This is a genomic window from Actinomadura sp. B10D3 (genome assembly GCF_039871695.1).
In the GTDB taxonomy this organism is placed as follows: Bacteria; Actinomycetota; Actinomycetes; order Streptosporangiales; family Streptosporangiaceae; genus Spirillospora; species Spirillospora madurae.
This window is the reverse complement of the sequence record NZ_JBDPLY010000010.1, coordinates 1-23,888: the sequence shown is the minus strand read 5'-3', so window position 1 is coordinate 23,888 and position 23,888 is coordinate 1. Positions and strand designations below refer to the sequence as shown.

Below are 23,888 nucleotides of genomic sequence, written 5' to 3'. Positions count from 1 at the left end.
ACACATGTGCACCTACCAGACCGTGAAGGTCCGGCTGGACGGCGCGGCGAAGGGCGCCACCGGCTGGTTCACCCTGACCGACGGCGCGGTCTACGTGGACCACCCGTACCACGCCTGCCACGAGCACACGGTGAACATCGACTTCACCAATCCCGGCGACGGGCCGTCCGCGCGGGTCGCGGTCGAGCTGACGGAGGAGTCGGCGCTGGCGCTGGTCGAGGCCATCCAGACGGCCCTCGCCGCCGCGCCGCCCGGCCTGGCCTCCGCCTCCGCCCGGCGCCCCGGCGCGGCCTGACGAGGGTCTGACGGGCGGCGCCCCCGCCGCGCCGCCCGCCGCTCACTCCCCGGCGTGGGCCTTGCGGAGCTCGGCGATGTCGAGCTTGCCCATGGACAGCATCGCCGAGGTGGCGCGAGCCGCCTTCGCCGGGTCCGGGTCGCTCATCAGCTCATGCAGGACGGTCGGGATGACCTGCCAGGACACCCCGAACCTGTCCTTCACCCAGCCGCAGGGGCCCGGCTCGCCGCCGTCCTCGGTGAACCGGTTCCAGTAGTGGTCGACCTCGTCCTGGTCCGCGCAGGGGATCTGGAACGAGATCGCCTCGTTGAAGGTGAACTGCGGGCCGCCGTTGAGGCCCACGAACTTCTGGCCGTTGAGCTCGAACTCCACGGTCACCACCGCCCCGGGCTCGCCGGGGCCGGCCTCGGTCGCGCGGAAGATCTCGCCGATCTTCGCCTCCTTGAAGACGGAGACGTAGTAGTTCGCCGCCTCCTCGGCCTGGCCGTCGAACCACAGGCATGTGATGAACGGGCCGTTCCGGGGGGCGTGGGGGGTCGTCCCCCCACGAGAATCCTGTCCGGATGCCATCGTTACCTCCCGCTTGTAGGTCGCTTCACAGAGGCGGACCAGGCGGGTCCCGGAAACTCATCGGTCCGGGCCGGGCGCGTCAGCGGGCGTGCGTGGAGGAGCTCCGGAAGTCGGTGTAGGTGTAGGGGTTGTCGAGGACCTTCGTCTCGGGGACGTCGGGGTACATGCCCGCCATCCATGCTTCTTGACCCATCGACGAGCGCAGGTACTCCACCGTGGCCTCGACCTCGCGCCGGGCGGCGGCGAGGTCCACGTCCACCAGGCGGTGGGCGTGCTTGACGACGCGCCCGTTCACGACGACGGTGTGGACGTCCCCGCGCTGCGCCTGGAACGCGACGTGCCCGTAGGGGTTGAGCAGGGGGAACGACACCGGCGAGTCGTCGTTCTTGATCAGGACGACGTCGGCCTTCTTGCCGGGTTCGAGGCTGCCGAGGTCGTCGCGGCCGAGCGTCCGGGCGCCGCCGCGGGTGGCCCAGTCGACGACCTGGTCGGCGCGCAGGCTGCAGTGCGTGACGGTGTCCCCGTTGCCGTGCGCCTCCATGTGCATGCGGCAGCGGTCGGCACCGAGCGTGGTCCGCATCGCGGAGAACAGGTCGCCGCTCCACCAGACGCTCGTGTCCATCGACAGCGACACCGGGATGTCGTGCGCGCGCAGCACCCACGTGGGCGGGTAGCCCTGCCCGGCGCTCTGCTCGCTCTCGGTCGAGACGGAGATGGAACCGCCGGTGGCGGCGATGCGGTGGTAGGAGTCGGCGGACAGCGACGCGGCGTGCACGTACACGGTCTCGGGCGTCATGAACCCGTGGTCGTGCATCTGCTTGATGCCCTCGTCGCTGGTCGCGCCCCACACGCCCGCGTGGGTGGTGACGGGGACGCCCAGGTCGCGCGCGACCTCGAAGGCGGGCTTCTCCGGGAAGGCCGGGTCGCCCACCACGTCGAACGCGATCTGGAAGCCGAGCATGTCGCCGCCGATGAGCTTGCCGGCGAAGTCGCGGAACTCCGGCGTCCCGGTCCACTCGGCGGGCGGGGCCTGGATGTTGCCGTAGGCGAGGACGAACCGTCCGGGCACGGAGCGGAGCGCGTCCACCGCGGCGTCGGCGTGGTCGAGGGTCTGCAGGCCGTGGGACCAGTCGACCACCGTCGTCACGCCCGCGTCGATGGCCTCCAGCGCGGCGAGCACGTTCCCGGCGTGGATGTCGTCGGGGCGGAACCGCTTGCCATGCTCCAGGTAGTACCAGACGAAGTACTGGGTCAGCGTCCAGTCGGCGCCGTAGCCGCGCATCGCGGTCTGCCACATGTGCCGGTGCGTGTCGATCATGCCGGGCATGACGATGCCGCCGGACGCGTCGATCTCGGCGGTGCCGTCCGGTACCGGCAGGTCGGGACCGACCGCGCTGATCGTGTCGCCCTCCAGCAGGACGTCGGCGCGGTCCAGCACCGCGCGCCCGTCGGTCATCGGCAGGACGGTACCGCCGCGCAGCACCAGGGGACGGCCGGGCTCGAACTCGCTCATCGGTTGCACTCCTCGTCCGTGGACACGACCGCCGGGAGCAGCACGGACTCATGTCCGCTCTACGGTCACACCTGCTTGTGGCCACTCTTGCCACCGGTAGTCAAAGTGTCAACCACTTGACCCTTCCGGATATCGGCGTGCCAGAATCGAAGTGGCGGACGAACGTCCGTCCAACGGACGAGCGAAGGAGCCGGATGACGGACACCGCGCGCGAGGGGCCGCTGTCGGGGGTGCTGGTGGCGGACTTCTCCCGGATCCTCGCCGGTCCCTACGCGACGATGCTGCTCGCCGACCTCGGCGCCGACGTGGTGAAGGTGGAGGGGCCGAGGGGCGACGACACCCGGACCTGGACGCCGCCGACGCGCGGCGACACGGCGACCTACTACCTCGGCGTCAACCGGGGGAAGCGCTCGATCGCCCTGGACCTGCGGGACGAGGACGACGCCGCGGCGGCCCGCGAGCTGGCCCGCCGCGCGGACGTCCTCATCGAGAACTTCAAGCCGGGCGGCCTCGCCCGGTTCGGGCTCGACTACGACACGGTGCGCGCGGGCAACCCGGGCGTCGTCTACAGCTCGATCACCGGGTTCGGCTCGGGCGCCGGACGGCACGTCCCCGGGTACGACCTGATGGTGCAGGCGATCTCCGGGCTGATGAGCCTGACCGGCGACCCGGACGGCCCGCCGTACCGGGCGGGGATCTCGGTGTTCGACGTGATGGCGGGCAACCACGCCGCGATCGGCATCCTCGCGGCGCTGCGGCACCGCGACGCGACCGGCGAGGGCCAGCTCGTCGAGGTGAACCTGCTGTCGTCGGCGCTGACCGGGCTGGTCAACCACAGCTCCGCCTTCGTCGCCGGCGGCACCGTCCCGTACCGGATGGGCAACGCGCACCCGAGCGTGTTCCCCTACGAGCCGCTGCCGACCGCCGACAACGACCTGATCGTCACGGCGGCGAACGACGGGCAGTTCCGGAAGCTGTGCGAGGTCCTCGGCATCCCGGACATCCCGGACGACCCGCGCTACGCGACGAACGCGGCCCGCACGGCGAACCGGGACGAGCTGCGGCCCCTCCTGGTCGAGCGGCTCAAGGAGCGCGGCGCGGTCGAGTGGTTCGACCTGCTGGTGGAGGCGGGCGTGCCGAGCGGGCCGATCAACACCATCGACGGCGGGTTCGCGATGGCGGAGCGGTTCGAGCTGGACCCGGTCGTGGTGGTCGGCGAGGGCGACCACGCGGTGCCGACGACCCGGCACCCGATCCGGTTCTCCCGGACGCCCGCGACGTACCGGCTGCCGCCGCCGGAGCTCGACGAGCACGGCGCCGAGCTGCGGGAGTGGCTCCGCGCACCGCGGGAGGACGGCCGTGGCTGAGCCGCGCGAGTACCCGACGGCGCTGGGCGCGTCCGGCCGCGAGACGATCACGCTGCTGGGCCACGACCTCGCCGAGGAGGTGATGGGCGAGGTCGGGTTCGGCGAGCTGGCGTTCTGGCTGGCGGCGCAGCGGCGCCCCACGCCGGGCGAGACGCGCGTGTTCGAGGCCGTCCTCGCGGCGCTCGCCGACCACGGCTTCACCCCCACCGCGATCGTCACCCGGCTGACGTACCTGTCGGCGCCCGACTCGGTGCAGGGCGCGCTCGCCGCCGGGCTGCTCGGCGGCGGCTCCCGGTTCCTCGGCGTCACCGAGGACACGGGCCGCTTCCTGCACGGCGTCCTGACCTCGGCCGGCGAGCCCCCCGCGGACGAGGCGGGATGGGACGCGCTGGCGCTGGAGACCGTCCGGGCCGAGCGGGAGGCCGGGCGGTTCGTCCCCGGCCTCGGCCACCACGTGCACAAGGACGGCGACCCGCGCACTCCCCGGCTGATGCGGATCGCCACGGAGGAGGGGACGTTCGGCCCGCACCTGGCGCTGTTCGCCGCGATCGGCCGCGTCCACCCCGAGGTGCTCGGCAAGAAGCTCCCGCTGAACGGCGCCGGGGTCTGCGGCGCCGCCCTCGCCGACCTCGGGCTGCCGCTGGAGCTGCTGCGCGGGTTCGCGCTCCTGGCCCGCACCGCCGGGCTGATCGGGCAGCTCGCCGAGGAGCTGCGCCGCCCCGTCGCCAACGAGATCTTCCTGTCGGTCGACCTGAACAACCGGTCCGTCGCCCCCGACCCCTACACCCCCGGAGACCGTCATGGCTGAACTGGTCGCTGTGATCGCTTCGACCCACCACCCCTTCTACCACCGCGCGAGCACGGCGACCGGGGAGGACCGCCCCGGCTTCGCGGACGAGTGGGTCCGCAAGGTCGAGGCGTTCCGCGAGACGCTCACCCGGGCCCGGCCGGACGTCCTGGTGATGGTCGGCTCCGACCACTTCCACCAGCTGTGGCTGGACAACATGCCGCAGTTCCTCATCGGCAAGGCGCCGTTCTACGACGCGAACTGGTACAACGAGGAACGCGAGTTCGGGCTGCCGCGGATGCTCTTCAAGGGCCAGGAGGACCTGTCGGCGTACCTGCTGCGCGAGGGCCTGGACGCCGGCTTCGACCTGGCGTTCTCCAACGAGCTGCGCATCGACCACTCGATCACGTGCCCGATCATCACGCTGCGCCCGCAGAACGACCTGCCGATCGTGCCCGTCTACACCAACATCTTCGCGCCGCCGCTGCCGCGGCCGAAACGGTTCGTCCAGCTCGGCAGGACCATCCGCGAGCTGGTCGAGTCGTGGCCGGGAGACCAGCGGGTCGCGATCATCGGGACCGGGCACCTGTCGCTGGAGCTGGGCGGCCCGCGCCAGTTCGGTCCGCACGGCCCCGACCCGGAGTTCGACGCGAAGGCGGTGGAGTGGATCTCCTCCGGCGACATCGAGGGATGCCTCGCCGAGGTGACGCTCGACAGCCTGCACCGGCCCGGCAACGCCACCCACGGGTTCATGGACTTCATGCTCATGATGGGCGTCGCGGGCGAGGGGCGGAAGGCCGACTACGTCGACACCTACGACCTGTTCCACACGATGGAGGCGTACTTCACCTGGTACCCGAACGGAGCCGGCCAGTGAGCAAGTACCTGCTGAACAAGTTCCTCTACACCGTCGACCGCGACCCGGAGCTCGTCGAGCGCTACCGGGAGGAGCCGGAGGCGACCGTCGCCTGGTGGGAGGAGGAGCAGGCCAACCGCATCATCAACTGCCACGGCGGCGAGTCGTCCACCTGGCTGCGGTTCGACGACACCGAGCGGGCCGCGCTCGCCGGGCACGACTACCCCAAGCTGTTCGAGCTGGGCGCGCACCCGTTCCTGACGCTCACGCTCTTCATCGCCATGTTCGAACGCGACCACGACGAGCCGCTCGGCTTCCAGCTGGAGTACGCGCGGAGGCTCTCGCACTTCACGCTCCCTTACCCCGACATCGCGACCTGAGCCGATGACGCGACCCGAGGCAATGCGCGCCGCGGAGATCAGGGAGCCGGGCCGCCCGCCGGTGGTGGCGGACCGCGAACCGCCCGTGCCGGGGGACGGCGAGGTGCTCGTCGACGTCCTCGCCGCACCGATCACGCCGCTGGACCTGCTGTGCGCGACCGGGACGTCCTACTTCGGACGGCCCGCGACACCGTACGTGCCGGGCGTCCAGGGCGTCGGGACCGCCGGCGACCGGACGGTGTGGTTCCCGTGCCCGGCCGGGATGGCGCCCGGCGACGGGAGCATGGCCGAGGTCGCGGCGGTGCCGGAGGCGGCGCTCGTCGCGCTGCCGGACGGCGTCGACCCCGTGGCGATGGCCGCGCTCGGGCTGTCGGCCGTCGCCGCCCACATGGCGCTGACCTGGCGCGGCGGGCTGGCCGCCGGCGAGCAGGTCGTGGTGCTCGGCGTCGGCGGCGTGGTCGGGCAGGCCGCCGTCCGGCTCGCCCAGGCGGCGGGAGCGCGCCGGGTCGTCGCGGGCGCGCGGTCGGCGGACGGCCGGGAGCGGGCGCGGCGGGCCGGGGCGGACGCCGTCGTCGCCCTCGACACCGCCGACGTCGCCGAGCTCGGGCGGCGGTTCGCCGATGCCGCCGACGGCCCGGTCGATCTCGTGCTCGACCCGCTGTTCGGCGCCCCGGCGGCGGCAGCGGCCGGGACGCTGCGCCCCGGCGGGCGGCTGGTCAACCTCGGGAGCTCGGCCGGCGAGACGTGCCCGATCGAGTCCTCGACCATCCGGGGCAGGTCGCTGCGGCTGCTCGGCTACACCAACAACGAGTTGACGCCCGAGCAGCGCGCCGCGTCCATCGCGTTCGTCGCCGAGCGGGCGGCGGCCGGGGAGCTGGCCGTCGCGCACGAGACCGTCCCGCTGGAGGGCGCGGCGGAGGCGTGGCGGCGGCAGGCCGAGGGGACGGCGGCGGGCCGGATCGTCCTCACCCCGCGGCCGGCCGGGTGACCTGCGGGACGGCCTCCAGCCGGGCGAAGTCCGCGCTGATCTCCCCCGCCGTGTGCAGCAGCAGCGGCAGGTGCTCCTCCAGCAGGCGCTCCAGCGGCGTCTCGGCGGCGTGCGTGTTCACGTTGATGCCCGCGATGACCGTCCCGGAGCCGTCCCGCAGGGGCGCCGCCACCGAGCGGATGCCGCGCGCGAGCTGCTCGTCCGTCAGCGCCCATCCGCGGGCCCGCACCTCGCGCAGCTCCGCGTCCCGCTCCTCGCGGGTGAGGTGGACGCGCGGCTCCAGCCCGGAGCGGGTCGGCTCGGTGAGGATCCGGTCGACTTCGGCCGGGTCGAGCGCGGCGAGCTGGACCTTGCCGAGCGAGGTCTGCAGGGCCGGGAACCGCGTCCCGATCTGCACCGTCAGCGCGACGATCTTGGGGACGGCGACGCGCGCGACGTAGACGATGTCGGACCCGTCGAGCTGCGCGATCGAGCAGGACTCGTTCGTCCGGGCGACGAGCCGCTCCATGTGCGGGCGCGCGACCTCCCACAGGCTCATGGAGCGGACGTAGGCGACGCCGAGGTCGAGCACGCGCGGGGTGAGCGCGTAGCCGCCCTCCTCCACCTGCACGTAGCCGAGCTCCCGCAGCGTGAGCAGGATGCGGCGGGCGGTGGGCCGGGCCAGTCCGGCGGCCTCGGCGACCTGGGCGAGCGACATCACGGGGCGCCGCGCCTCGAAGGCGGTGATGACGTCGAGGCCCCGGGCCAGCGCCTCGATGAAATCCGGTCCGGTGCCTTCCCGTGGCATCGATCGTCCCCTCCCCGCCGCCGACCAGGGTGTCCATCATACGGACACCTGACCGGAACGGCGTGCAGGGGGCCCGCGCCCTCACGGGTAGAAGCGGAAGACCGGTCGAAGGACGCAGGCGGGCTTCCCACCGTTCTCGATCTCGACGACGAGGTCGACGGCGACCTGGACGCCGCCGCCGGCGACGTCCGACACCTCCCCCAGCGTTCCGGACAGCCGGATGCGGGCGCCGGCCGGGACGGGTGCCGGGAACCGGACCCTGTCCAGCCCGTAGTTGACCTTGGTCGTGACGCCGGTGACGTCGAGCAATTCGGTCCAGAGCGGGATGACCAGGGACAGCGTCAGGTACCCGTGCGCGATCGGGCCGCCGAACGGGCCCTTCTTCGCCCGCTCGGGGTCGACGTGGATCCACTGGTGGTCGCCGGTCGCGTCGGCGAAGGCGTTGATCCGGTCCTGGTCCACCTCCAGCCAGCGGCTCGTGCCGAGCGAGGCGCCGGCCAGGCTCTTCAGGTCCTCGAACGCGACGGTCGTGCTCACTGCGTGCCTCCCTGGTCGGTGCCGTCGCCCTCGGCGGATCCCAGGCCGAGGACGCGGACCGCGTTCTCCTTGAGGATCTTGGGCCGGACGTGCGGCTTGATCTCCAGCTTCGCGAAGTCCTCCCGCCAGCGGTCCGGGGTGATGACGGGGAAGTCCGAGCCGAACAGCACCTTGTCCTGCAGCAGGCTGTTGGCGTACCGGACGAGCTGCGGCGGGAAGTACTTGGGCGACCAGCCGGACAGGTCGATGTGGACGTTCGGCTTGTGCGTCGCGACGGCGAGGGCCTCGTCCTGCCACGGGAACGACGGATGCGCCATGATGATCGTCAGGTCGGGCAGGTCGACGGCGACGCCGTCCAGCAGCACCGGGTTCGACAGGCCGAGCCGGATGCCCCCGCCGCCCGGCATGCCGGCGCCGATCCCGGTCTGCCCCGTGTGGAAGAGGGCGGGGACCCCGTGCTCGGCGGCGACCTCCAGCAGCGGGTAGGCGCTGCGGTCGTCGGGCGCGAAGCCCTGGAGGGACGGGTGGAACTTGATCCCGCGCACGCCCCGCTCCTCGATCAGGCGGCGGAACGTCCGCGCGCCGGCGCGGCCCTTGGCGGGGTCGATGCTCGCGAACGGGATCAGGACGTCGGGATGCTCGGCCGCGGCGTCCGCGATCTCCTCGTTGGACAGCGCCGGATGGCCGGTGGCGTTCTCGATGTCGACCGTGAACACGACGGCCGCCATGCGGCGCTCGCGGTAGTAGGACGCGATCTCGTGGACGTTCGGGATGCGGTGCCCGCCGCCGAAGTACTTCGCGGACGCTTCGAGGTACTCGTCCGGGAGCGACAGGTGGCCGTGCAGGTCGGTCTCGACGTGGACGTGGACGTCGACGGCCTCCAGTGCCTCCAGGTCGAGGTTCGTCATCGTGCCGCCTCCGGGGCCTCGGGGAGGTCCTCGCCCACGCTCTGCTCGTACCCGGCGAAAACGGTGGGCCAGGCCTCGGCGATGTCGTCCGCGCCCCAGCCGCCGTCCCGGTAGGCGGCGACCGCCTGGACCGGATGCGTCCAGAGCGACAGCCGGTCGCCGCCGACGCCGACGGCCTGCCCGGTGATGCCGGACGCGGCGTCGGAGGCGAGGAACGCGACGAGGCCGGCGGCGTCCTCGGGGGTGCCGAACGCCAGGGCGCGGCGGGCGAAGGGCGGCATCGCGCGGCCCTCACGCGCCGCCTCGACGTATGGCGCGAGCGTCGGGATCGTCTCGGTCATCGCGGTCGCCGCGACCGGGACGACCGCGTTCACGGTGACGTTCGCGCGGGCCAGCTCCATCGCCCAGGTGCGGACGAAGCCGACGATCCCGGCCTTGGCCGCGGAGTAGTTGGTCTGCCCGAAGTTCCCGCGCTGCCCGGCCGGGGAGCCGACCAGGATGAGCCGCCCGCCCTCGCCCTGCTCGCGGAACCGCACGGCCGCCGCGCGGGCGCAGGTGAACGTGCCGCGCAGATGGACCTGGACGACGGTGTCGAAGTCGTCGTCGGTCATCTTCCACAGCACCCGGTCGCGCAGGACGCCGGCGTTGGTCACCATCACGTCGAGCCGGCCGAACTCGTCCACCGCCCGCCCGACCAGGGCCTCGGCCGTCTCGGACGTGCCGATCGCGGCGGCGTGCGCGACGGCCCGCCCGCCCGCGGCGGCGATCCGTTCCGCCGCGGCCCCGGCCGCCGCGGCGTCCACGTCGTTGACCACGACGGCCGCTCCCGCGCGGGCGAGTTCCCCGGCGTAGGCCAGGCCGAGGCCGCGCCCGGCGCCGGTGACCACCGCCACCTTCCCGTTCAGCTCCATTGCCACCCCTCCCGAACCGCTCGTCCCCCGAAGCTAGATGTCGATCTGTCGAGCGTCAATATTTGATCGAATAATCTGGGGTCACGGCCGGGAGGCCGCGCGGCATGGTGTGATGGCGCCGGTGAACCGGACCGGGGGAAGGACGGGGATGACCGCCGAGCAGGACGCGTTCCCGGGCGCACGGCCACGCCGGCGTGCGCCCCAGCAACTGCTGTTCAGCTTCCTCGGGTCGCTGGTCCTCGACCGCGGACACCCGCCGATCAGCTCGCGCGTCTTCCTGCACCTGCTGGAGGACCTCGGCGTCGCCGAGGCCGCGGGCCGCGCCACGCTCGCCCGGATGACCCGCAAGGGCCTGCTCGCCCGCACCCGGGAGGGGCGCACCGCGCGGTTCTCGCTCACCCCGTGGGCCGAGGACCTGCTGCGCGAGGCCACGCCCCGGGTCACCTCGCCCGCGCCGTTCACCCACCCGGGCGGCGAGTGGACGCTGCTCAGCTACTCCATGCCGGAGAGCCGCCGCGACCTGCGCCACCAGATCCGGGCGCGGCTGATCTGGGCCGGCTTCGGCGGGCTGCGGGACGGGCTGTGGATCGCGCCGGGCCGCGTCGACATCGACGCGATCTTCGACGGCCCCGAGTACGCGGAGCTGGCGGAGCTGGCCGACGCGTTCTACTCCGTCCCCGTCGAGGGCACCGACGTACCGCGGCTGCTGCACCGCGCCTGGGACGTGCCGGCGATCCGCGCGGAGCACGAGTCCTTCATCGCCACCTGGACGCCCGACCGCGAGCGGCACGGGCACCCGCTCAGCCGGCTCACCCTGCTCGGCGCCGACTGGCTGCAGTTACTGCGCACCGACCCCGGTCTGCCCGCCGAGCACCTCCCGGACGGCTGGCCGGCCGCCGCGTCCACCGCCCTGTACCGGGAGCGGTTCGGCGCGCTCGAACCCGACGCGTCCGAGCAGCTCCGCGCGCTCCTGCGGGACGACGCCGGGCGCCGCTGAACCCCTGCGGACGCGGGCGCGTATCCCTGGGGCGACGGGCCACACCCCCACCGGATGACGTCGTCCGCCTCCGGCGGCGCGCGTCACCTGCGCGCGAGGAGCCACTCCGTGTCAACGGACTCGATCGATCCGGGACTGCTGCGCAAGAACGCGCACAGCCCGTCCTTCTTCGCCCTCCAGAGGGCGTCGTCCGGGCGTCAGGACCTGGTCGACTTCTGCATCCCGTGCAATCCGTACTTCCCGACGCCGGCGATGTTCTCCCAGCTGTCGGGCTCCCTGGAGCACATCCTCAAGTACTACCCGAGCGACGCCGACACGATCACGGCCGAGCTGTGCGCCACGCTGGGGCACAACCCGCAGACGGTCGTGATGGGCAACGGCTCGACGGAGCTGATCACCTGGATCGACCACCTGCTCGTCCGGGAGAGCCTCGCCACGCCGATCCCGACGTTCGGGCGGTGGACGGACCAGCCCATGGAGACCGGCAAGCGGGTCGACATGTTCCAGCTCCACGAGCTCCGCGGCTTCGAGTTCGACGTGGACGCGTTCGTCCAGTTCATCCGGACGCGGGGGTCGCGGGTCGCGGTCGTCTGCAACCCGAACAACCCCGACGGCGGGTACGTCCCGCGCCGCGAGATCGTCCGGCTGCTGGACTGCCTCATCGACCTGGACCTGGTCGTGGTGGACGAGTCGTTCCTGGACTTCGTGGACGCCGAGGCGCACACCAGCGTCGCGGACGAGGCCCGCATCCGGCCCAACGTGATCGTGCTGAAGAGCCTCGGGAAGAACTTCGGGCTGCACGGCATCCGGTTCGGCTACATGGTCGCCAACCCGGCGCTGGCGCAGACCGTCCGGGCGGCACTGCCGAAGTGGAACCTCAACTCCTTCGCCGAGGTCGTGGTGTTCCTGCTGCGCGAGCACGGCGCCGAGTACCGGGAGAGCCTGCGGCTGCTCGCCCGCGACCGGATGCTCATGGCCCAGCAGCTCGCATCCCTGCCCGGGCTGAAGGTGTTCCCGTCGCAGGGCAACTTCATCATGGTCAAGCTGCCGGACGGCAAGGACGGCGTGGCGCTGCGCGACCACCTGATCACCCACCACGGGGTGTTCGTCCGCGAGTGCGGCAACAAGCTGGGCTCGACGAGCCAGTTCCTGCGGCTCGTGGTCCGGCCGCAGGCGGACGTGCAGCGGCTCCTGATCGGTCTCGGCTCCTATCTGTACGGGTCCTCGGCCGAGGCGCCGCCCGACAACGTGGTCTCGCCCGGCCACGGCTGGGGGGAGCCCGCGCCGCCGGTCGCCGTCCCGGGCCTGGACGGCGACCCGCTGAGCCGCTTCACCGATCCGCAGCACAACGAGACCCGACCCGAGGATTTCCGAGCGGCCATTTAAGGAAAGGCCGAAAGGGGAGCAGTCGAGTAAGTATCCCGGGTGACCTGGCGAGCACGGCGGGTGCGCCGTACGTTGGCAGGCGTTGCTCATCCTGGAGCGGCCCGGCACGGCGCTCCGACGCGATCCTCGGAAAGGTCCTCAATGGAGAATCCGCTCGTCATCGACCCGTCCGGCAGCGATGTCCAGGGCGAGGCCGCGAAACTGCGAGAGCGAGGACCGGTGACGCCCGTGGAACTCCCCGGCGGTGTCGCCGCCTGGGCGGTCGCCGGGCAGGAGCAGCTCAAAAGGCTTTTGGCCGACCCGCGGGTGTCGAAGAACCCGCATCTGCACTGGAGAAAATGGATCGACGGCGAAATCGCGGAGGACTGGCCGCTCCGCCTGTGGGTGTCGGTGCAGAACATGTTCACCGCCTACGGCGACGACCACCGGCGGCTGCGCAACATCATCTCGCGGGCGTTCACCCCGCGGCGCACCGAGGCGCTCCGGCCGGACGTCGAGCAGATCACCAGCGACCTCGTCGACGGGCTCGCCGCCTCCCCCGGCGGGCGCGCCGACCTGCGGGAGGCGTTCGCCTACCCGCTGCCGATCGAGGTGATCTGCCGGCTGTTCGGCGTCCCGGTCGAGACCCGCCCGGCGCTGCGGCGCTGCGTCGACGGCGTGTTCAACACCGCGCTGACACCCGAGGAGGCCATCGCCAACCAGACCGAGATGTACGGCATCCTGCAGGACTTCGTCGCCTTCCGGCGCCGCGAGCCCGCCGACGACCTGGCCGGCGTCCTCATCTCGTCCCGGGACGAGGAGGGCTCGCGGCTCAGCGAGACCGAGCTGGTCGACACGCTGATCCTGATGATCTCCGCGGGGCACGAGACGACGGTGAACCTGCTCGACCAGGCGATCGTGGCGCTGCTGACGCACCCGGAGCAGCGGGCGCTGGTCCGGTCGGGCGAGGTGCCGTGGAGCGAGGTGATCGAGGAGGCGCTGCGCTGGCAGGCGCCGGTGGCGAACCTGCCGCTGCGCTACGCGGTCGAGGACATCGACGTCGACGGCGTCACCATCGGGAAGGGCGAGGCGATTCTCGCGGCCTACGCGGCGGCGGGCCGCGACCTTTCCCTCCACGGCGACGACGCCGACTCCTTCGACATCACCCGCGCGAACAAGGAGCACATCTCGTTCGGGCACGGCGTCCACTTCTGCGTGGGATCGCATCTGGCGAGGATGGAGGCCGAGGTGGCGCTCCCGGCGCTTTTCGAGCGGTTCCCGGATATGACGCTCGCCGTGCAGCCCGACGAACTGCGCCCGGTCGAGTCGTTCATCTCCAACGGGCACCGGACACTGCCCGTGAACCTCAATTCCTGATCAATTCGACGCCCGCTTTCCCGGCCTGGACGCGAAAAGCCGGGAAAGCGGGCGTGCTGCGGCGTTTCCGTTGTGGCGCGCAGGCCCTTTCACGCCTTCCGGCGGGCACGGGCGCGCCGTTTGCCCTCGTGCATCGCCTGGACCCGCGCGATCGGGATCGTGTGGCCCTGCTCGATCAGGTCGGCGGGCAGCCCCTGCGGCTCCGGCATGAGGCCGGCCCAGGGGTCGCGGTCGGCGACCAGGGCGGCGGCCGTCTTCAGCGTGAAGGCCGCCGGGGTGACGCGGTCGAGCTCGTCCCACGGCACGGGGAACGACACCGGCGCGCCGGGGCGGATCCGCGGGCTGTAGGCGGCGACCACGGTCGCGCCGCCCGCGCGGGTCGAGTCGAGGAACACCTTGCCGCCGCGGTCCTCGCGGATGAACGCGGTCGTGGCGAGCCCGGGGTCGAGCCGCTCGGCGCGGGCGGCGAGGGCGCGGGTGGCCGCCGCGACGTCCTCGATGGACGTCGTGCCGTCCAGGGGCACGAACACGTGCACGCCCTTGGCGCCGCTGGTCTTGACCGCGCCGCGCAGGCCCGAGTTCTCCAGCGCCCGGCGGACGAGATGCGCGGCGGCGACCGCGGCGCCGAAGTCGTCCGGCTCCGGCGGGTCGATGTCGAGGACCATGTGGGTGGGCGTGGTCCACGCGCCGGCCGTGACGAGCGGCGGGTGGTACTCGACGGCGCGCTGGTTGGCGAACCACAGCAGCGTGCGCCGGTCGTCGCACAGCGCGTAGGACACCTCCCGCTGCGACGACTCCGCCCACACCGCGACCGTCCGCACCCAGGACGGCGTGTACTTCGGCGTGTTCTTCTGCATGAACGGCTTCTGGCCGCGCAGCACGCGCTTCACCGACAGCGGCCGGCCCGCGAGCTGCGGGATGATGCGGCCCGCGACGGCGTCCAGGTAGTCGACCAGGTCGCGCTTCGTCGCGTCCGCACCGTCGAACAGGGGCTGGTCGAGGTTCGTCAGCCGGACCCCGTCACGCTCTTCGTCGGCGCTCACCCGTCCACCATCGCACGAGGTGCCGACAACCGGGCTCGGGTACCGTCGTGACCATGTACGTACCGGCGCATTTCTCCGCGGACGACGCCGAGGTCAGGGAGCTGCTCGCCGGATGCGGCGCGGCCGACCTCGTCACCAGCACGCCGCGCGGCCTGGTCGCGACCTACCTGCCCGTCCTGTACGACCCGGCCGCCGGCGAGCACGGCGCGCTGCTGGCGCATGTGGCGCGCAACAACGACCAGTGGAGCAACCCCGCCGCCGGGGAGTCGCTGTTCATCGTGCACGGCCCGGACGCCTACGTGTCGCCGTCCTGGTACCTGTCCAAGGCCGAGCACGGGCGCGTGGTGCCGACGTGGAACTACCTCACCGCACACGTCTACGGCCGTCTCGTCGTGCACGACGATCCGGAGTGGGTCGGGCGCATGGTCCGCCGCCTCACCGAGCACCATGAGAACGGCCGGACCTCGGCCTGGTCGGTGGACGACGCGCCGCCGGCGTTCATCGAGGGCCAGCTGCGCGCGATCGTGGGGCTCGAACTGGTCATCACCCGGATCGAGGCCAAGGCGAAGATGAGCCAGAACCGCCCGGAGGCCGACATCGCCGGCGTCGTCGAGGCCTATCGCGCCGGGGGCGACACCCCGATGACCGAGGCCATGACCCGGCGGCGGCCGGCGACCCGGTAGCGGAGGGATCGGCCGGGTCCGGTCAGCGGGGGCGCCAGGGCGAATCGGGCTCGGTGGGACGGGGGTCGGCGCTCACCCGGAGCGCGTAGGTGGGGGCGGCGGCATCGGGCAGCGGCCCGAGGTAGGTGTGGCCCGTCAGGTGGCACCAGGCCGGCAGGTCGATCGGGGCCGCGGGGTCGGTGGCGATCAGGTGGATCACCGTGCCGGGCGGCAGGCCGGCGATGTGGCCGCGGAGCTCCAGGAGGAGCCGCACGCAGGACTTGTCGCCGCCGTCGATGACGACCGGGTCGTCCCTGCTCATCTGCACCCCCTGCTCATCTGCACCCCTGGCTCATCTGCACCCCCGGATCCGCGAGGCCGGCACGCCGCAGAGGGAAATATAGGGCTTTGGTGTGACAAGCGGGGTGGTCAGACCGAGGTTGCGCGCGAGCCGGCAGGAGGAACCGCGGCCGAACCGGACCGCCGCGGCATGAGCGAGGGACGTCCCAGACTTGACCATTTCTTTCAGATTCCGTCCAGGTTCGGGACATACAGTCGCAGTGATGCACCCCCCGTCGTCGTCCAGGTGAGGAAACCGGCTTTGGGGCGAGTCATGGAGCTCGGAGTGGCACGAGTGGAGCGCACGGAGACCTGCGGGACGCTGACGTTCCCGGACGAGGTCGACCTGAGCAACGGGGAGGCGATCCTCGCGCAGGCCGTGGAGCTCCTCGACACCGGGGTGCCGGCCCTGATCCTCGACCTCGGCTCCTGCACGTTCTGCGACTCCAACGGGCTGCACGTGATCACCCACTCGCAGATGCGGGCGACCGAGCTCGGCATCCCGATGTGGGTGGTGCTGCCGCCGCGCGGCATCGTCCGGCGGGTTGCGGAGGTCGCGGGGCTCCAGCGCCGCGTCGCCATCGCGCCGGACGTGGCGACCGCCCGCGAGGCGCTGACGGCGACGGCGCGCCGGTAGGGGTCAGCGTTCCAGAACGCGGTCGATCCACGCGTCCGACGTGCCGAGGAGCAGGTGGCCCGCGCCGAGGATGCTCGCGTCGCGGCCCGCGCGGGACGTGGCGATCTCCAGGGTGCGGGTGGCCAGGGGCAGGCAGCGCTCGTAGATGACGCCGCGGATCGTCGCGACCAGCGGCTCGGCGTTGGACAGGCTGCCGCCGATGACCAGGGCGTCGGGGTTGAAGAAGTTCACCAGGGCGGTCAGCACGTCCCCGATGAGGCGTCCGGCGGTGCGCACCGCGCTGGTGGCCTGCGGGACGCCGTCGGTGACGAGGTCGACGATCTCCGCCGGGCTGCCGGCCCGGATGCCCTGGGCGGCGAGCGACGCGGCGAGGGCGGCGCCGCTGGCATGGGCCTCCAGGCAGTCGGGATGGCCGCAGGAGCAGTCGACGGTGGCCTCGGACAGGATCCGGACGTGGCTGATGTCGCCCGCCGCGCCGCGGCCCCGGTGCAGCCGCCCGTCCACGATGACGCCGCAGCCGATGCCGCTGCCGAGCTTGATCACCATGACGTTGTCGAGGGACGGCCAGGACCGGCGGTGCTCCCCCACGGCCATGAGGTTGGCGTCGTTCTCGACCAGGGCCGGGACCCCGGCGAGGCCGGCCACGTGGTCGCGGACGGGGAAGTCGTTCCAGCCCGGCATCCGCGAGGGCGAGACGACCTGGCCCGTCGCCGGGTCGACCGGGCCCGGCAGCCCGATGCCGATGCCGCGGACGGGCACGTCCTCCAGCCCGTGGTCGCGGGCGAGCGCGCGGAGGCTGCCGATGACCGTGGCGAGGGTCTTCTCCGGCCCGACCGCGATGTCGCACGCGAGGTCGGACAGCGCGAGGGGCGTCCCGGCGAGGTCGACGGCGGCGAGGCGGGCATGGTGCGCGCCGAGGTCGGCGACGAGGAAGACGCCCGCCCCGCGGGCGAGGCGGAGGCGGCGGGGCCGCCGGCCCCCGCGCGAGGCCCCGGCGCCCTCCTCGGCGAACAGGCCGGCCTCGATGAGCTGCTCGACCCGCAGCGAGACGCTGGACGCGGCGAGGCCGGACAGCCGGGCGAGCTCGGCCCGCGACTCCGCCTGGCCGGTGGCCACCAGCCGCACCAGCGCCGCCGGTCCGTCCTCTCTGCTGTTACGCACCCCAGATAGATAGCATGCGCGAACTTGATACGGCAACGCGTTGACTTACGTCGATTTGAAGTTCTATCGTCCTCATTGACTTCGATTTCGAAGGAAGTTGGGACGTGGGTGACCGAATGATCGAGGTGCGCGGCCTCCACAAGCGCTTCGGCGAGCACACCGCCCTGCGCGATGTGGACCTCGACGTGGCGCGCGGCGAGGTCGTCGTGGTGATCGGCCCGTCCGGGTCGGGCAAGTCGACGCTGTGCCGGTGCCTGAACCGGCTGGAGACGCCGGACGCCGGCGTGGTCCGCTTCGACGGCGAGGAACTGCCCGCCGAGGGGCGCGCCCTCGCCCGGCTGCGCGCGGACGTCGGCATGGTGTTCCAGGCGTTCAACCTGTTCCAGCACAAGACCGTCCTGCAGAACCTGACCCTGGCGCCCACGCGGGTGCGCGGCCTCTCGCGCGCCGAGGCGGAGCGCAACGCCCGCGAGCTGCTCGACCGGGTCGGCATCGGCGAGCAGGCCGGCAAGCTCCCGGCGCGGCTGTCCGGCGGCCAGCAGCAGCGCGCCGCGATCGCCCGCGCGCTCGCGATGCGGCCGAAGGCGATGCTGTTCGACGAGCCGACGTCCGCGCTCGACCCGGAGATGGTCGGCGAGGTCCTGGACGTGATGACGGGCCTCGCCCGCGACGGCATGACGATGGTGGTCGTCACCCACGAGATGGGGTTCGCCCGCCAGGTCGCCGACCGCGTGGTGTTCATGGCGGACGGCGAGGTCGTCGAGACCGGCACGCCGTCCGCCTTCTTCGACTCCCCCGCCAGCGACCGGGCCCGGGACTTCCTGGCCAAGGTCCTCAGCCACTAGTGCGACCCCCGGCGCGCCGCCCATGGCGCGCCACCCGAGAAAGGTTGTTGATCATGGTGCGTACCCCTGCGGGGATGCGGCGGGCGGCGGTGGCCGCGGTCGCCGCGCTGTCGCTGACGGGCCTCGCGGCCTGCTCCGGCGGCGACTCCGACTCGGCCGTGCCCGGTTCCGGCGGCGGGAAGACCGATGACCTGGCGGCCTCGGCCCCGGTGGCGTCGAACGTCCCGGCCGGCTCCACGATGGAGAAGATCAAGCAGCGCGGCGAGCTGATCGTGGGCGGCTCGCTGGACGCGCCGCTGCTGTCCCAGCAGAACCCGGCGACGAAGAAGGTCGAGGGGCTGGACGCCGACTTCGGCCGGCTGCTCGCCACGTACATCATCGGCAAGCCCAACGTGAAGATCGTCAACTCGGCGTCGGAGACCCGCGAGGCGCTGCTGTCCAACGGCACCGTGGACGTGGTGTTCCAGACCTACAGCATCACCCCGGAGCGGGCGAAGCAGGTCGCGTTCGCCGGGCCCTACTACAGCTCGGGCCTCGTCATCGCCACCAAGAAGGACGAGACGGGCATCAAGCTCCCGGCCGACCTCAAGGGCAAGACGGTCATCGCGGGCGCCAACACCCCGGCCATCCCGGCGATCAAGAAGGCCGCCCCGGACGCGAAGATCATCACGTTCGGCAGCGACCCCGAGTGCGTGCAGGCGCTGAAGCAGGGCCGCGGCGACGCCTACGTCCAGGACGAGGCGGTGCTGCTCGCGACCGCGAAGCAGGACCCCACGATCCAGATCCAGGGCAAGCCGTTCACCAGCGACCCCTACGGGATCGGCCTCAAGCACGGCGACACGCAGATGAAGCAGTTCGTCAACGACTGGCTCAAGCAGATCCAGGCGTCCGGCCTGTGGGCCAAGGTCTGGAAGAACTCGATCGGGACGGTCGTGCAGGGCGACGCCCCGCAGCCGCCCGCGATCGGGTCCGCGCCCGGCTCGGAGTGACCCGCGCCCCATGGACGTCATCACCGACCATCTCGGGGAGTTCGGCGACGGCCTGCTGCTGACCGTCGAGTTGACGCTGCTGTCGCTCGCCGGCGCGCTGGCGGCCGGGATCGCCGTCGCCGCGATGCGGGTCAGCCCGGTGCGCGTGCTGCGCGCCGCCGGGATGGCCTACGTCGAGGTGCTGCAGAACATCCCGCTGCTGGTGTGGCTCGTCATCGCCGTGTTCGGGCTCCCCGAGATCGGGGTGATCGCCGGGCTGTTCACCACGTCGGTCGTCGTCATCTCCCTCTACCAGGGGGCGTACACGGCCGAGGCGATCCGCTCCGGGATCAACGCGGTGCCGGCCGGGCAGGGCGAGGCGGCGCGGGCGCTCGGGCTGACGTTCGTCCAGTCGCTGCGGCTGGTCGTCCTGCCGCAGGCGCTGCGGACGGTCGTTCAGCCGCTCGGCAACATCGCGATCATGACGCTGATGAACACCGCGCTGGCCGCGGCGGTCGGCGTGGTCGAGCTGACCGCCGCCGCCAACCGGGTCAACCTGGCCGAGGCGCGGCCGATCTGGATCTTCGTGACGGCGGGGCTGGCGTACATGGCGCTGTCGGCGGTCTTCGGGCTCGTGACCGGCGGCCTGGAACGGAAGCTGGCGATCCTGCGATGAGCTCCTCGCGCCTGCTGTTCGACGAGCCGGGGCCGCGCGCCCGGCGCCGCATCCGGATCGCCACCGCGCTGACCCTGCTGGCCGGCGCCGCCCTCGTCGCGCTGGCGCTGCGGCAGTTCGCCGACAACGGCCAGCTCGCCGCCGACCGGTGGCGCCCGTACGGGACGTGGCCGATGTGGCGGTACCTGCTGGAGGGCCTGCGCTCCACGGTGTACGCGGCGGCCGTGTCGATCGCGCTGGCCATGGCGGCCGGTGTCGTGCTCGCGCTCGGGCGGCTGTCGCCGGCGCGGTGGCTGCGCCTCCCGTCGGCGGCCTACGTCGAGGTCGTCCGGACGATCCCGGCGCTGCTGCTCGTCTACGTCGTGCTGTTCGCGCTGCCGAAGTACGGCGTCGACCTGCCGCTGTTCTGGAAGCTCGTGGTGCCGCTGTCGGTGTCCAACGCCGCCGCGTTCGCCGAGATCTTCCGGGCCGGGATCCGGTCGGTGGAGCGCGGCCAGCTGGAGGCGGGGCTCGCGCTCGGGCTGACGCGCGGGCGGGCGATGCGGCTCATCGTCCTGCCGCAGGCGGCGCGGCGCGTCCTGCCGTCGCTGGTCAGCCAGTCCGCGGGCCTGCTGAAGGACACCTCGCTCGGCTACGTCGTCAGCTACGCCGAGCTGCTGTACAGCGGGAAGGTGCTGGCGAACTACAACCACCTGCTCATCCAGACCTACCTGGTGATCGCGCTGATCTACCTCGTGATCAACGCGTCGCTGGCCAAGCTCGCGCGGACGCTGGAGGCCCGGCAGCGGACCCGCCCGTCCCGCGCCGTCCGCGAGGCCGCCCCGGCCGCGCAACCGTGAGGAACCCCATGTACGACGTGCTGGCGGAGGTCGTCCGGAACGGCTTCGTCGAGAGCCGCCACTACGGAAGCGTCGCCGGGCTCGCCCCGGACGGGACGCTCGCCCACACCCGCGGCGACCCGGCGGAGACCGTCCTGCCGCGCTCCACGACCAAGCCGTTCCAGGCGCTCGCGTGCCTGCGGGCCGGCGCGCCGCTGGAGGGCGAGCGCCTCGCGATCGCGGCGGGCAGCCACACCGGCGAGGACTTCCACGTGAAGACGGTCGAGGGCATCCTCGCGGACGCGGGGCTCGACACGGACGCGCTGCGGTGCCCGCCGTCCTGGCCCGAGGACGAGGCGGCCAAGGCCGCGCTCATCCGCGCGGGCGAGGGCGAGTCCCGGGTGCGGATGAACTGCTCCGGCAAGCACGCCGCCATGCTCGCCGCGTGCGCCGCCAACGGGTGGCCGCTCGACACCTATCTCTCTCCCGAGCATCCGCTGCAGGCGGCCGTCAAGGAGGCCATGGCCGTCTGCGCGGGCGAGGAGCCGGCGCCCGTCGCGGTGGACGGCTGCGGCGCCCCGCTGTTCGGGCTCACGCTGGCGGGCCTGGCACGGGCCGCCCAGTCCCTCGTCCTGTCCGGGGACGCCCGGCCGGTCGCCGACGCCATGCGCGCCCACCCCGAGTACGTCGGCGGGACCGGGCACGCCAACACCGAGTTCATGCGGGCCCTGCCCGGCTCGGTCGCCAAGGGCGGCGCGGAGGGCGTGTTCATCGCCGCGACCGCCGAGGGCCACGCCGTCGCGGTGAAGGTCGTCGACGGCAGCCCCCGTGCCACCACCGCCATCGCGCTGCGCGCGCTCTCCGCGCTCGGCGCCGACACCACCCCGGCCGAGCCGCTGGGCTCCGTCCCCGTCCTCGGCGGCGGGCGCCCGGTCGGCGAGATCCGCATTCCAGAGGAAGGACGTACGTGAGCCTCACCTACGAGATCTGCATCGACAGCGTCGCGGGCGCCGTCGCCGCCGAGAAGGCGGGCGCCCACCGCGTCGAGCTGTGCGCGGCGCTGTTCGAGGGAGGACTCACCCCGACCCTGGGCACGGTCCGCGCCGCGCTCGCCGCCGTGGGGGCGATCCGGGTGAACGTCATCATCCGCCCGCGCGGCGGCGACTTCATCTTCGACGAGCACGAGGTCGCGGCGATGGAGCACGACGTGGCGCTCGTCCGGGAGGCCGGCGCGCACGGCGTGGTGATCGGCGCGCTCACCCCGGAGGGGACGGTCGACCGCCCCGTCGTCGAGCGGCTGATCGCCGCGGCGGACGGGCTGCCGGTCACCTTCCACCGGGCCTTCGACATGGCCGCCGACCCGTTCGCGACGCTGGACGCGCTCGCCGGCCTCGGCGTGGCGCGCGTCCTGACGTCCGGGCAGGACGTGACCGCCCTGGAGGGCGCGCCGCTGATCGCGGAGCTGGTGGAGCGCGCGGGCGACCGGATCATCGTCATGCCGGGCGGCGGGATCACCGACCGCAACGTGGCCCGCGTCGTCGAGGCGACCGGCGCCCGCGAGATCCACTTCGCCGCGCTGAGCGAGGAGCCGAGCCCGGCCGTCCACCGCAACCCGTACCCGTTCATGGGCGGGGAGCTGCGGCAGCCGGAGTACCGGCGGCAGGTCACCACCGCCGCCGGTGTCTCCGCGGTGATCCGCGCGGCCGGCTGACCGCCAGGGGGCTCCTTCACCCCACCCGTTCGATGCGGGCGCGCCTGATGAGGAACTTGCCGGCCTCGCGCACCTGCTCGAAGGCGGCGTCGTTCAGCAGCATGCAGCTGCCGGACACCGACGTGACCTCCACGGTCGTCGACTTGCCGTTGTCGAGGTTGGTGACCTTCACCTTCGTCCCGACGGGAAGGGTGCCGCTGGACGCGGCCGGCGCGCCCGCCTCGCCGGACAGCGTCACCGTCGATCCGGGGCACACCACCTCACCGGACGCGGCGGGCGCCGTGCTCTGCGACGGCTCCGGCGCGGCGCTCCGGGTGGGCGGCGCCTGCCGGCCCGCCCCCTGGGAGCCGCCGGACGCGCCGGACTTGGCGGACTTGGCGGCCGCCTCCTCCTTGCTGCAGAACGACTCGGTGAACGCGTCGACGGTCTCGCCGCGGGCCTTCTTGGCCCGCTCCCCCAGGCACAGCGACGAGATCTTGTTCGCCGGGCCGAGGCCGCTGACGGCGTTGGTGGTGTTGGCGAACCGCTCGCGCTGGCGGCAGTGGAAGGCGAGCCCGAAGTCCAGCGCGGGATCGCCCTGGGCGGCGCGCGTGTTGACCGCCTGGCAGGTGGCGCTGATCTGCATGGCGGGCTTCTCGCCCTTCGCCCGCGCCGCCTGGCGCTGGTTCTCCAGCGCGGCGAACTCCGTCTGGTCGCAGTTCTGCGCGGCGCCGACGTTCACGGCCCGCCCCGCCGCGATGTCCTGCCGGATCTGCGCGCAGGCGGACGACTCCCCGGCGACCTGTCCAGCCACCCGCGCCTCCCCGCTCCCGCAGGCGACCGCCCCGCCCAGCACCGCCACCAGTCCCGCCGTGCCGAGCACCGTGCGCGCGAAAACCGTCCGGCCCATGTTCACTCCTTCTATCGACGAACATTTCTGGTTACGGGGCCGGACGGGACGGAGTTCAAAGATCAAATCTGCCTTAAATCCGCCGAATTCCTGCCTAATAGACATTGCCGCCGCGGAGAGCAGTTCTTTGCGTGATCTTGTGGCGCCGTGGGGGCCGCGGACTTGCGGACGGGGCATGGATCTCTGGGACCGAGGCCGGGTGACGGCGCCGACGAGCGGGAGCGGGCTACATGCAGGTGAAGCTGGAGGCGGAGCTCGGTCGCATTCCGATCCTGGATGTGGCGCCGGTGGTGGGGTGCGGCCGGTGGCCGGCCAAGGCGGTGGTGGGTGAGACCGTCGAGGTGTCGGCGACGGTGTTCCGCGAGGGGCACGAGATGCTGGGTGCGGCGGTGGTGCTGCGGACGCCGGACGGCGAGGAGCTGCCGCCGCGGCGGATGGCCGAGGTCGGTGAGGGGCTGGACCGGTGGTCGGCGCAGGTGACGCCGACCGAGATGGGGTCGT

The 23,888-nt window shown here is 72.7% G+C and carries 28 protein-coding genes; 18 read left to right on the top strand and 10 right to left on the bottom strand.

Features of this window, described 5'->3' with window-relative positions; all coding sequences use genetic code 11:
* Window positions 1–4: 4 nt before the first annotated feature.
* A complete protein-coding gene (locus ABGB11_RS17055; protein ID WP_347633764.1) occupies window positions 5–295 on the top strand; it encodes a DUF6295 family protein in 291 nt (96 codons plus the stop codon).
* A gap of 42 nt (window positions 296–337) precedes the next feature.
* On the opposite strand, the gene ABGB11_RS17050 is transcribed toward ABGB11_RS17055, so the two are convergent.
* Together ABGB11_RS17050 and ABGB11_RS17045 are read right to left on the bottom strand one after the other, a co-directional pair.
* Complete coding sequence (locus ABGB11_RS17050; RefSeq protein ID WP_347633762.1) at window positions 338–865, bottom strand: VOC family protein; 528 nt, start codon at window positions 863–865, stop codon at window positions 338–340.
* 79 nt (window positions 866–944) lie between these two features.
* Window positions 945–2,387 carry an amidohydrolase family protein gene (locus tag ABGB11_RS17045; RefSeq protein ID WP_347633760.1) on the bottom strand — a complete coding sequence of 481 codons (1,443 nt, stop codon included), beginning with the start codon at window positions 2,385–2,387 and terminating at the stop codon, window positions 945–947.
* A gap of 185 nt (window positions 2,388–2,572) precedes the next feature.
* On the opposite strand from ABGB11_RS17045, the gene ABGB11_RS17040 reads away from it, so the two are divergent.
* Genes ABGB11_RS17040 through ABGB11_RS17020 form a run of 5 tightly spaced genes read left to right on the top strand, consistent with a single transcriptional unit; the run spans window position 2,573 to window position 6,756 of the window.
* Window positions 2,573–3,745 (top strand): CoA transferase, encoded by a 1,173-nt coding sequence (locus tag ABGB11_RS17040; RefSeq protein ID WP_347633758.1) that lies wholly within the window; start codon window positions 2,573–2,575, stop codon window positions 3,743–3,745.
* On the top strand, window positions 3,738–4,553 hold the full coding sequence (locus tag ABGB11_RS17035; RefSeq protein WP_347633756.1) for a citryl-CoA lyase: 816 nt from the start codon (window positions 3,738–3,740) through the stop codon (window positions 4,551–4,553). Before ABGB11_RS17040 ends, ABGB11_RS17035 begins: the two co-directional genes overlap by 8 nt.
* A complete protein-coding gene (locus ABGB11_RS17030) occupies window positions 4,546–5,409 on the top strand; it encodes an extradiol ring-cleavage dioxygenase (protein WP_347633754.1) in 864 nt (287 codons plus the stop codon). Before ABGB11_RS17035 ends, ABGB11_RS17030 begins: the two co-directional genes overlap by 8 nt.
* Window positions 5,406–5,768, top strand: a complete 363-nt coding sequence (locus ABGB11_RS17025; protein WP_347633752.1) for a hypothetical protein — start codon at window positions 5,406–5,408, stop codon at window positions 5,766–5,768. Before ABGB11_RS17030 ends, ABGB11_RS17025 begins: the two co-directional genes overlap by 4 nt.
* 4 nt (window positions 5,769–5,772) lie before the next feature.
* Window positions 5,773–6,756, top strand: a complete 984-nt coding sequence (locus tag ABGB11_RS17020) for a zinc-binding alcohol dehydrogenase family protein (RefSeq protein ID WP_347633750.1) — start codon at window positions 5,773–5,775, stop codon at window positions 6,754–6,756.
* Here the strand turns inward: ABGB11_RS17020 and ABGB11_RS17015 are convergent.
* The 4 genes from ABGB11_RS17015 to ABGB11_RS17000 form a co-directional block, all read right to left on the bottom strand.
* Window positions 6,734–7,543: an IclR family transcriptional regulator C-terminal domain-containing protein gene (locus tag ABGB11_RS17015; RefSeq protein WP_347633748.1), complete on the bottom strand. Its 810-nt coding sequence runs from the start codon at window positions 7,541–7,543 to the stop codon at window positions 6,734–6,736. The genes ABGB11_RS17020 and ABGB11_RS17015 overlap by 23 nt on opposite strands.
* Window positions 7,544–7,624: 81 nt before the next feature.
* A complete protein-coding gene (locus ABGB11_RS17010; RefSeq protein ID WP_347633746.1) occupies window positions 7,625–8,080 on the bottom strand; it encodes a MaoC family dehydratase in 456 nt (151 codons plus the stop codon).
* Entirely contained in the window at window positions 8,077–8,988 is a 912-nt protein-coding gene (locus tag ABGB11_RS17005; RefSeq protein WP_347633744.1) for an amidohydrolase family protein, read from the bottom strand. The genes ABGB11_RS17010 and ABGB11_RS17005 overlap by 4 nt, the downstream gene beginning before the upstream one ends.
* On the bottom strand, window positions 8,985–9,899 hold the full coding sequence (locus tag ABGB11_RS17000) for an SDR family NAD(P)-dependent oxidoreductase (RefSeq protein ID WP_347633742.1): 915 nt from the start codon (window positions 9,897–9,899) through the stop codon (window positions 8,985–8,987). The genes ABGB11_RS17005 and ABGB11_RS17000 overlap by 4 nt, the downstream gene beginning before the upstream one ends.
* A gap of 148 nt (window positions 9,900–10,047) precedes the next feature.
* On the opposite strand from ABGB11_RS17000, the gene ABGB11_RS16995 reads away from it, so the two are divergent.
* The 3 genes from ABGB11_RS16995 (at window position 10,048) to ABGB11_RS16985 (ending at window position 13,638) form a co-directional block, all read left to right on the top strand.
* Window positions 10,048–10,896 carry a PaaX family transcriptional regulator C-terminal domain-containing protein gene (locus ABGB11_RS16995; protein ID WP_347633740.1) on the top strand — a complete coding sequence of 283 codons (849 nt, stop codon included), beginning with the start codon at window positions 10,048–10,050 and terminating at the stop codon, window positions 10,894–10,896.
* Between the two features lie 108 nt (window positions 10,897–11,004).
* On the top strand, window positions 11,005–12,282 hold the full coding sequence (locus tag ABGB11_RS16990) for a histidinol-phosphate transaminase (RefSeq protein ID WP_347633738.1): 1,278 nt from the start codon (window positions 11,005–11,007) through the stop codon (window positions 12,280–12,282).
* Between the two features lie 141 nt (window positions 12,283–12,423).
* Complete coding sequence (locus ABGB11_RS16985; protein ID WP_347633736.1) at window positions 12,424–13,638, top strand: cytochrome P450; 1,215 nt, start codon at window positions 12,424–12,426, stop codon at window positions 13,636–13,638.
* Between the two features lie 89 nt (window positions 13,639–13,727).
* Here ABGB11_RS16985 and ABGB11_RS16980 read toward each other — a convergent pair whose 3' ends face one another.
* On the bottom strand, window positions 13,728–14,681 hold the full coding sequence (locus ABGB11_RS16980) for an ATP-dependent DNA ligase (protein WP_347633734.1): 954 nt from the start codon (window positions 14,679–14,681) through the stop codon (window positions 13,728–13,730).
* A 53-nt stretch (window positions 14,682–14,734) separates the two neighbouring features.
* On the opposite strand from ABGB11_RS16980, the gene ABGB11_RS16975 reads away from it, so the two are divergent.
* A complete protein-coding gene (locus tag ABGB11_RS16975; protein WP_347633732.1) occupies window positions 14,735–15,364 on the top strand; it encodes an FMN-binding negative transcriptional regulator in 630 nt (209 codons plus the stop codon).
* Between the two features lie 22 nt (window positions 15,365–15,386).
* On the opposite strand, the gene ABGB11_RS16970 is transcribed toward ABGB11_RS16975, so the two are convergent.
* Window positions 15,387–15,665, bottom strand: coding sequence for a sulfurtransferase TusA family protein (locus ABGB11_RS16970; protein ID WP_347633730.1), 279 nt, complete (start codon window positions 15,663–15,665; stop codon window positions 15,387–15,389).
* A 303-nt stretch (window positions 15,666–15,968) separates the two neighbouring features.
* Here ABGB11_RS16970 and ABGB11_RS16965 point away from each other — a divergent pair, with 303 nt between their 5' ends.
* The gene (locus ABGB11_RS16965; protein ID WP_347633728.1) at window positions 15,969–16,319 is read left to right on the top strand and encodes an STAS domain-containing protein; all 351 of its coding nucleotides are present in this window, start codon (window positions 15,969–15,971) and stop codon (window positions 16,317–16,319) included.
* Window positions 16,320–16,322: 3 nt separating this feature from the next.
* Here ABGB11_RS16965 and ABGB11_RS16960 read toward each other — a convergent pair whose 3' ends face one another.
* Window positions 16,323–17,480: an ROK family protein gene (locus ABGB11_RS16960; RefSeq protein ID WP_347633726.1), complete on the bottom strand. Its 1,158-nt coding sequence runs from the start codon at window positions 17,478–17,480 to the stop codon at window positions 16,323–16,325.
* A gap of 116 nt (window positions 17,481–17,596) precedes the next feature.
* Here ABGB11_RS16960 and ABGB11_RS16955 point away from each other — a divergent pair, with 116 nt between their 5' ends.
* The 6 genes from ABGB11_RS16955 to ABGB11_RS16930 are packed head-to-tail and all read left to right on the top strand — an operon-like array spanning window position 17,597 to window position 22,498.
* Window positions 17,597–18,325: an amino acid ABC transporter ATP-binding protein gene (locus ABGB11_RS16955; protein ID WP_347634108.1), complete on the top strand. Its 729-nt coding sequence runs from the start codon at window positions 17,597–17,599 to the stop codon at window positions 18,323–18,325.
* Between the two features lie 53 nt (window positions 18,326–18,378).
* Window positions 18,379–19,314, top strand: coding sequence for a glutamate ABC transporter substrate-binding protein (locus ABGB11_RS16950; RefSeq protein WP_347633724.1), 936 nt, complete (start codon window positions 18,379–18,381; stop codon window positions 19,312–19,314).
* A gap of 10 nt (window positions 19,315–19,324) precedes the next feature.
* Complete coding sequence (locus ABGB11_RS16945) at window positions 19,325–19,969, top strand: amino acid ABC transporter permease (RefSeq protein ID WP_347633722.1); 645 nt, start codon at window positions 19,325–19,327, stop codon at window positions 19,967–19,969.
* Window positions 19,966–20,808: an amino acid ABC transporter permease gene (locus tag ABGB11_RS16940; RefSeq protein WP_347633720.1), complete on the top strand. Its 843-nt coding sequence runs from the start codon at window positions 19,966–19,968 to the stop codon at window positions 20,806–20,808. The genes ABGB11_RS16945 and ABGB11_RS16940 overlap by 4 nt, the downstream gene beginning before the upstream one ends.
* A gap of 8 nt (window positions 20,809–20,816) precedes the next feature.
* Window positions 20,817–21,758: an asparaginase gene (locus tag ABGB11_RS16935; protein ID WP_347633718.1), complete on the top strand. Its 942-nt coding sequence runs from the start codon at window positions 20,817–20,819 to the stop codon at window positions 21,756–21,758.
* Entirely contained in the window at window positions 21,755–22,498 is a 744-nt protein-coding gene (locus ABGB11_RS16930; RefSeq protein ID WP_347633716.1) for a copper homeostasis protein CutC, read from the top strand. Before ABGB11_RS16935 ends, ABGB11_RS16930 begins: the two co-directional genes overlap by 4 nt.
* Before the next feature lie 16 nt (window positions 22,499–22,514).
* On the opposite strand, the gene ABGB11_RS16925 is transcribed toward ABGB11_RS16930, so the two are convergent.
* The gene (locus ABGB11_RS16925) at window positions 22,515–23,387 is read right to left on the bottom strand and encodes a hypothetical protein (protein ID WP_347633714.1); all 873 of its coding nucleotides are present in this window, start codon (window positions 23,385–23,387) and stop codon (window positions 22,515–22,517) included.
* Between the two features lie 230 nt (window positions 23,388–23,617).
* On the opposite strand from ABGB11_RS16925, the gene ABGB11_RS16920 reads away from it, so the two are divergent.
* Window positions 23,618–23,888, top strand: a 271-nt coding sequence (locus ABGB11_RS16920) for a maltotransferase domain-containing protein (RefSeq protein ID WP_347633712.1), incomplete at its 3' end; no start/stop codon positions are given.

Excerpts from the sequence above, each read along its gene's own strand:
- ABGB11_RS17055 (WP_347633764.1), top strand. The coding sequence starts at position 5 with ATGTGCACCTACCAGACCGTGAAGGTCCGGCTGGACGGCGCGGCGAAG.
- ABGB11_RS17050 (WP_347633762.1), bottom strand. The coding sequence starts at position 865 with ATGGCATCCGGACAGGATTCTCGTGGGGGGACGACCCCCCACGCCCCC.
- ABGB11_RS17040 (WP_347633758.1), top strand. The coding sequence starts at position 2,573 with ATGACGGACACCGCGCGCGAGGGGCCGCTGTCGGGGGTGCTGGTGGCG.
- ABGB11_RS17030 (WP_347633754.1), top strand. The coding sequence starts at position 4,546 with ATGGCTGAACTGGTCGCTGTGATCGCTTCGACCCACCACCCCTTCTAC.
- ABGB11_RS17020 (WP_347633750.1), top strand. The coding sequence starts at position 5,773 with ATGACGCGACCCGAGGCAATGCGCGCCGCGGAGATCAGGGAGCCGGGC.
- ABGB11_RS17015 (WP_347633748.1), bottom strand. The coding sequence starts at position 7,543 with ATGCCACGGGAAGGCACCGGACCGGATTTCATCGAGGCGCTGGCCCGG.
- ABGB11_RS17005 (WP_347633744.1), bottom strand. The coding sequence starts at position 8,988 with ATGACGAACCTCGACCTGGAGGCACTGGAGGCCGTCGACGTCCACGTC.
- ABGB11_RS17000 (WP_347633742.1), bottom strand. The coding sequence starts at position 9,899 with ATGGAGCTGAACGGGAAGGTGGCGGTGGTCACCGGCGCCGGGCGCGGC.
- ABGB11_RS16995 (WP_347633740.1), top strand. The coding sequence starts at position 10,048 with ATGACCGCCGAGCAGGACGCGTTCCCGGGCGCACGGCCACGCCGGCGT.
- ABGB11_RS16985 (WP_347633736.1), top strand. The coding sequence starts at position 12,424 with ATGGAGAATCCGCTCGTCATCGACCCGTCCGGCAGCGATGTCCAGGGC.
- ABGB11_RS16975 (WP_347633732.1), top strand. The coding sequence starts at position 14,735 with ATGTACGTACCGGCGCATTTCTCCGCGGACGACGCCGAGGTCAGGGAG.
- ABGB11_RS16970 (WP_347633730.1), bottom strand. The coding sequence starts at position 15,665 with ATGAGCAGGGACGACCCGGTCGTCATCGACGGCGGCGACAAGTCCTGC.
- ABGB11_RS16955 (WP_347634108.1), top strand. The coding sequence starts at position 17,597 with ATGATCGAGGTGCGCGGCCTCCACAAGCGCTTCGGCGAGCACACCGCC.
- ABGB11_RS16950 (WP_347633724.1), top strand. The coding sequence starts at position 18,379 with ATGGTGCGTACCCCTGCGGGGATGCGGCGGGCGGCGGTGGCCGCGGTC.
- ABGB11_RS16945 (WP_347633722.1), top strand. The coding sequence starts at position 19,325 with ATGGACGTCATCACCGACCATCTCGGGGAGTTCGGCGACGGCCTGCTG.
- ABGB11_RS16940 (WP_347633720.1), top strand. The coding sequence starts at position 19,966 with ATGAGCTCCTCGCGCCTGCTGTTCGACGAGCCGGGGCCGCGCGCCCGG.
- ABGB11_RS16935 (WP_347633718.1), top strand. The coding sequence starts at position 20,817 with ATGTACGACGTGCTGGCGGAGGTCGTCCGGAACGGCTTCGTCGAGAGC.
- ABGB11_RS16925 (WP_347633714.1), bottom strand. The coding sequence starts at position 23,387 with ATGGGCCGGACGGTTTTCGCGCGCACGGTGCTCGGCACGGCGGGACTG.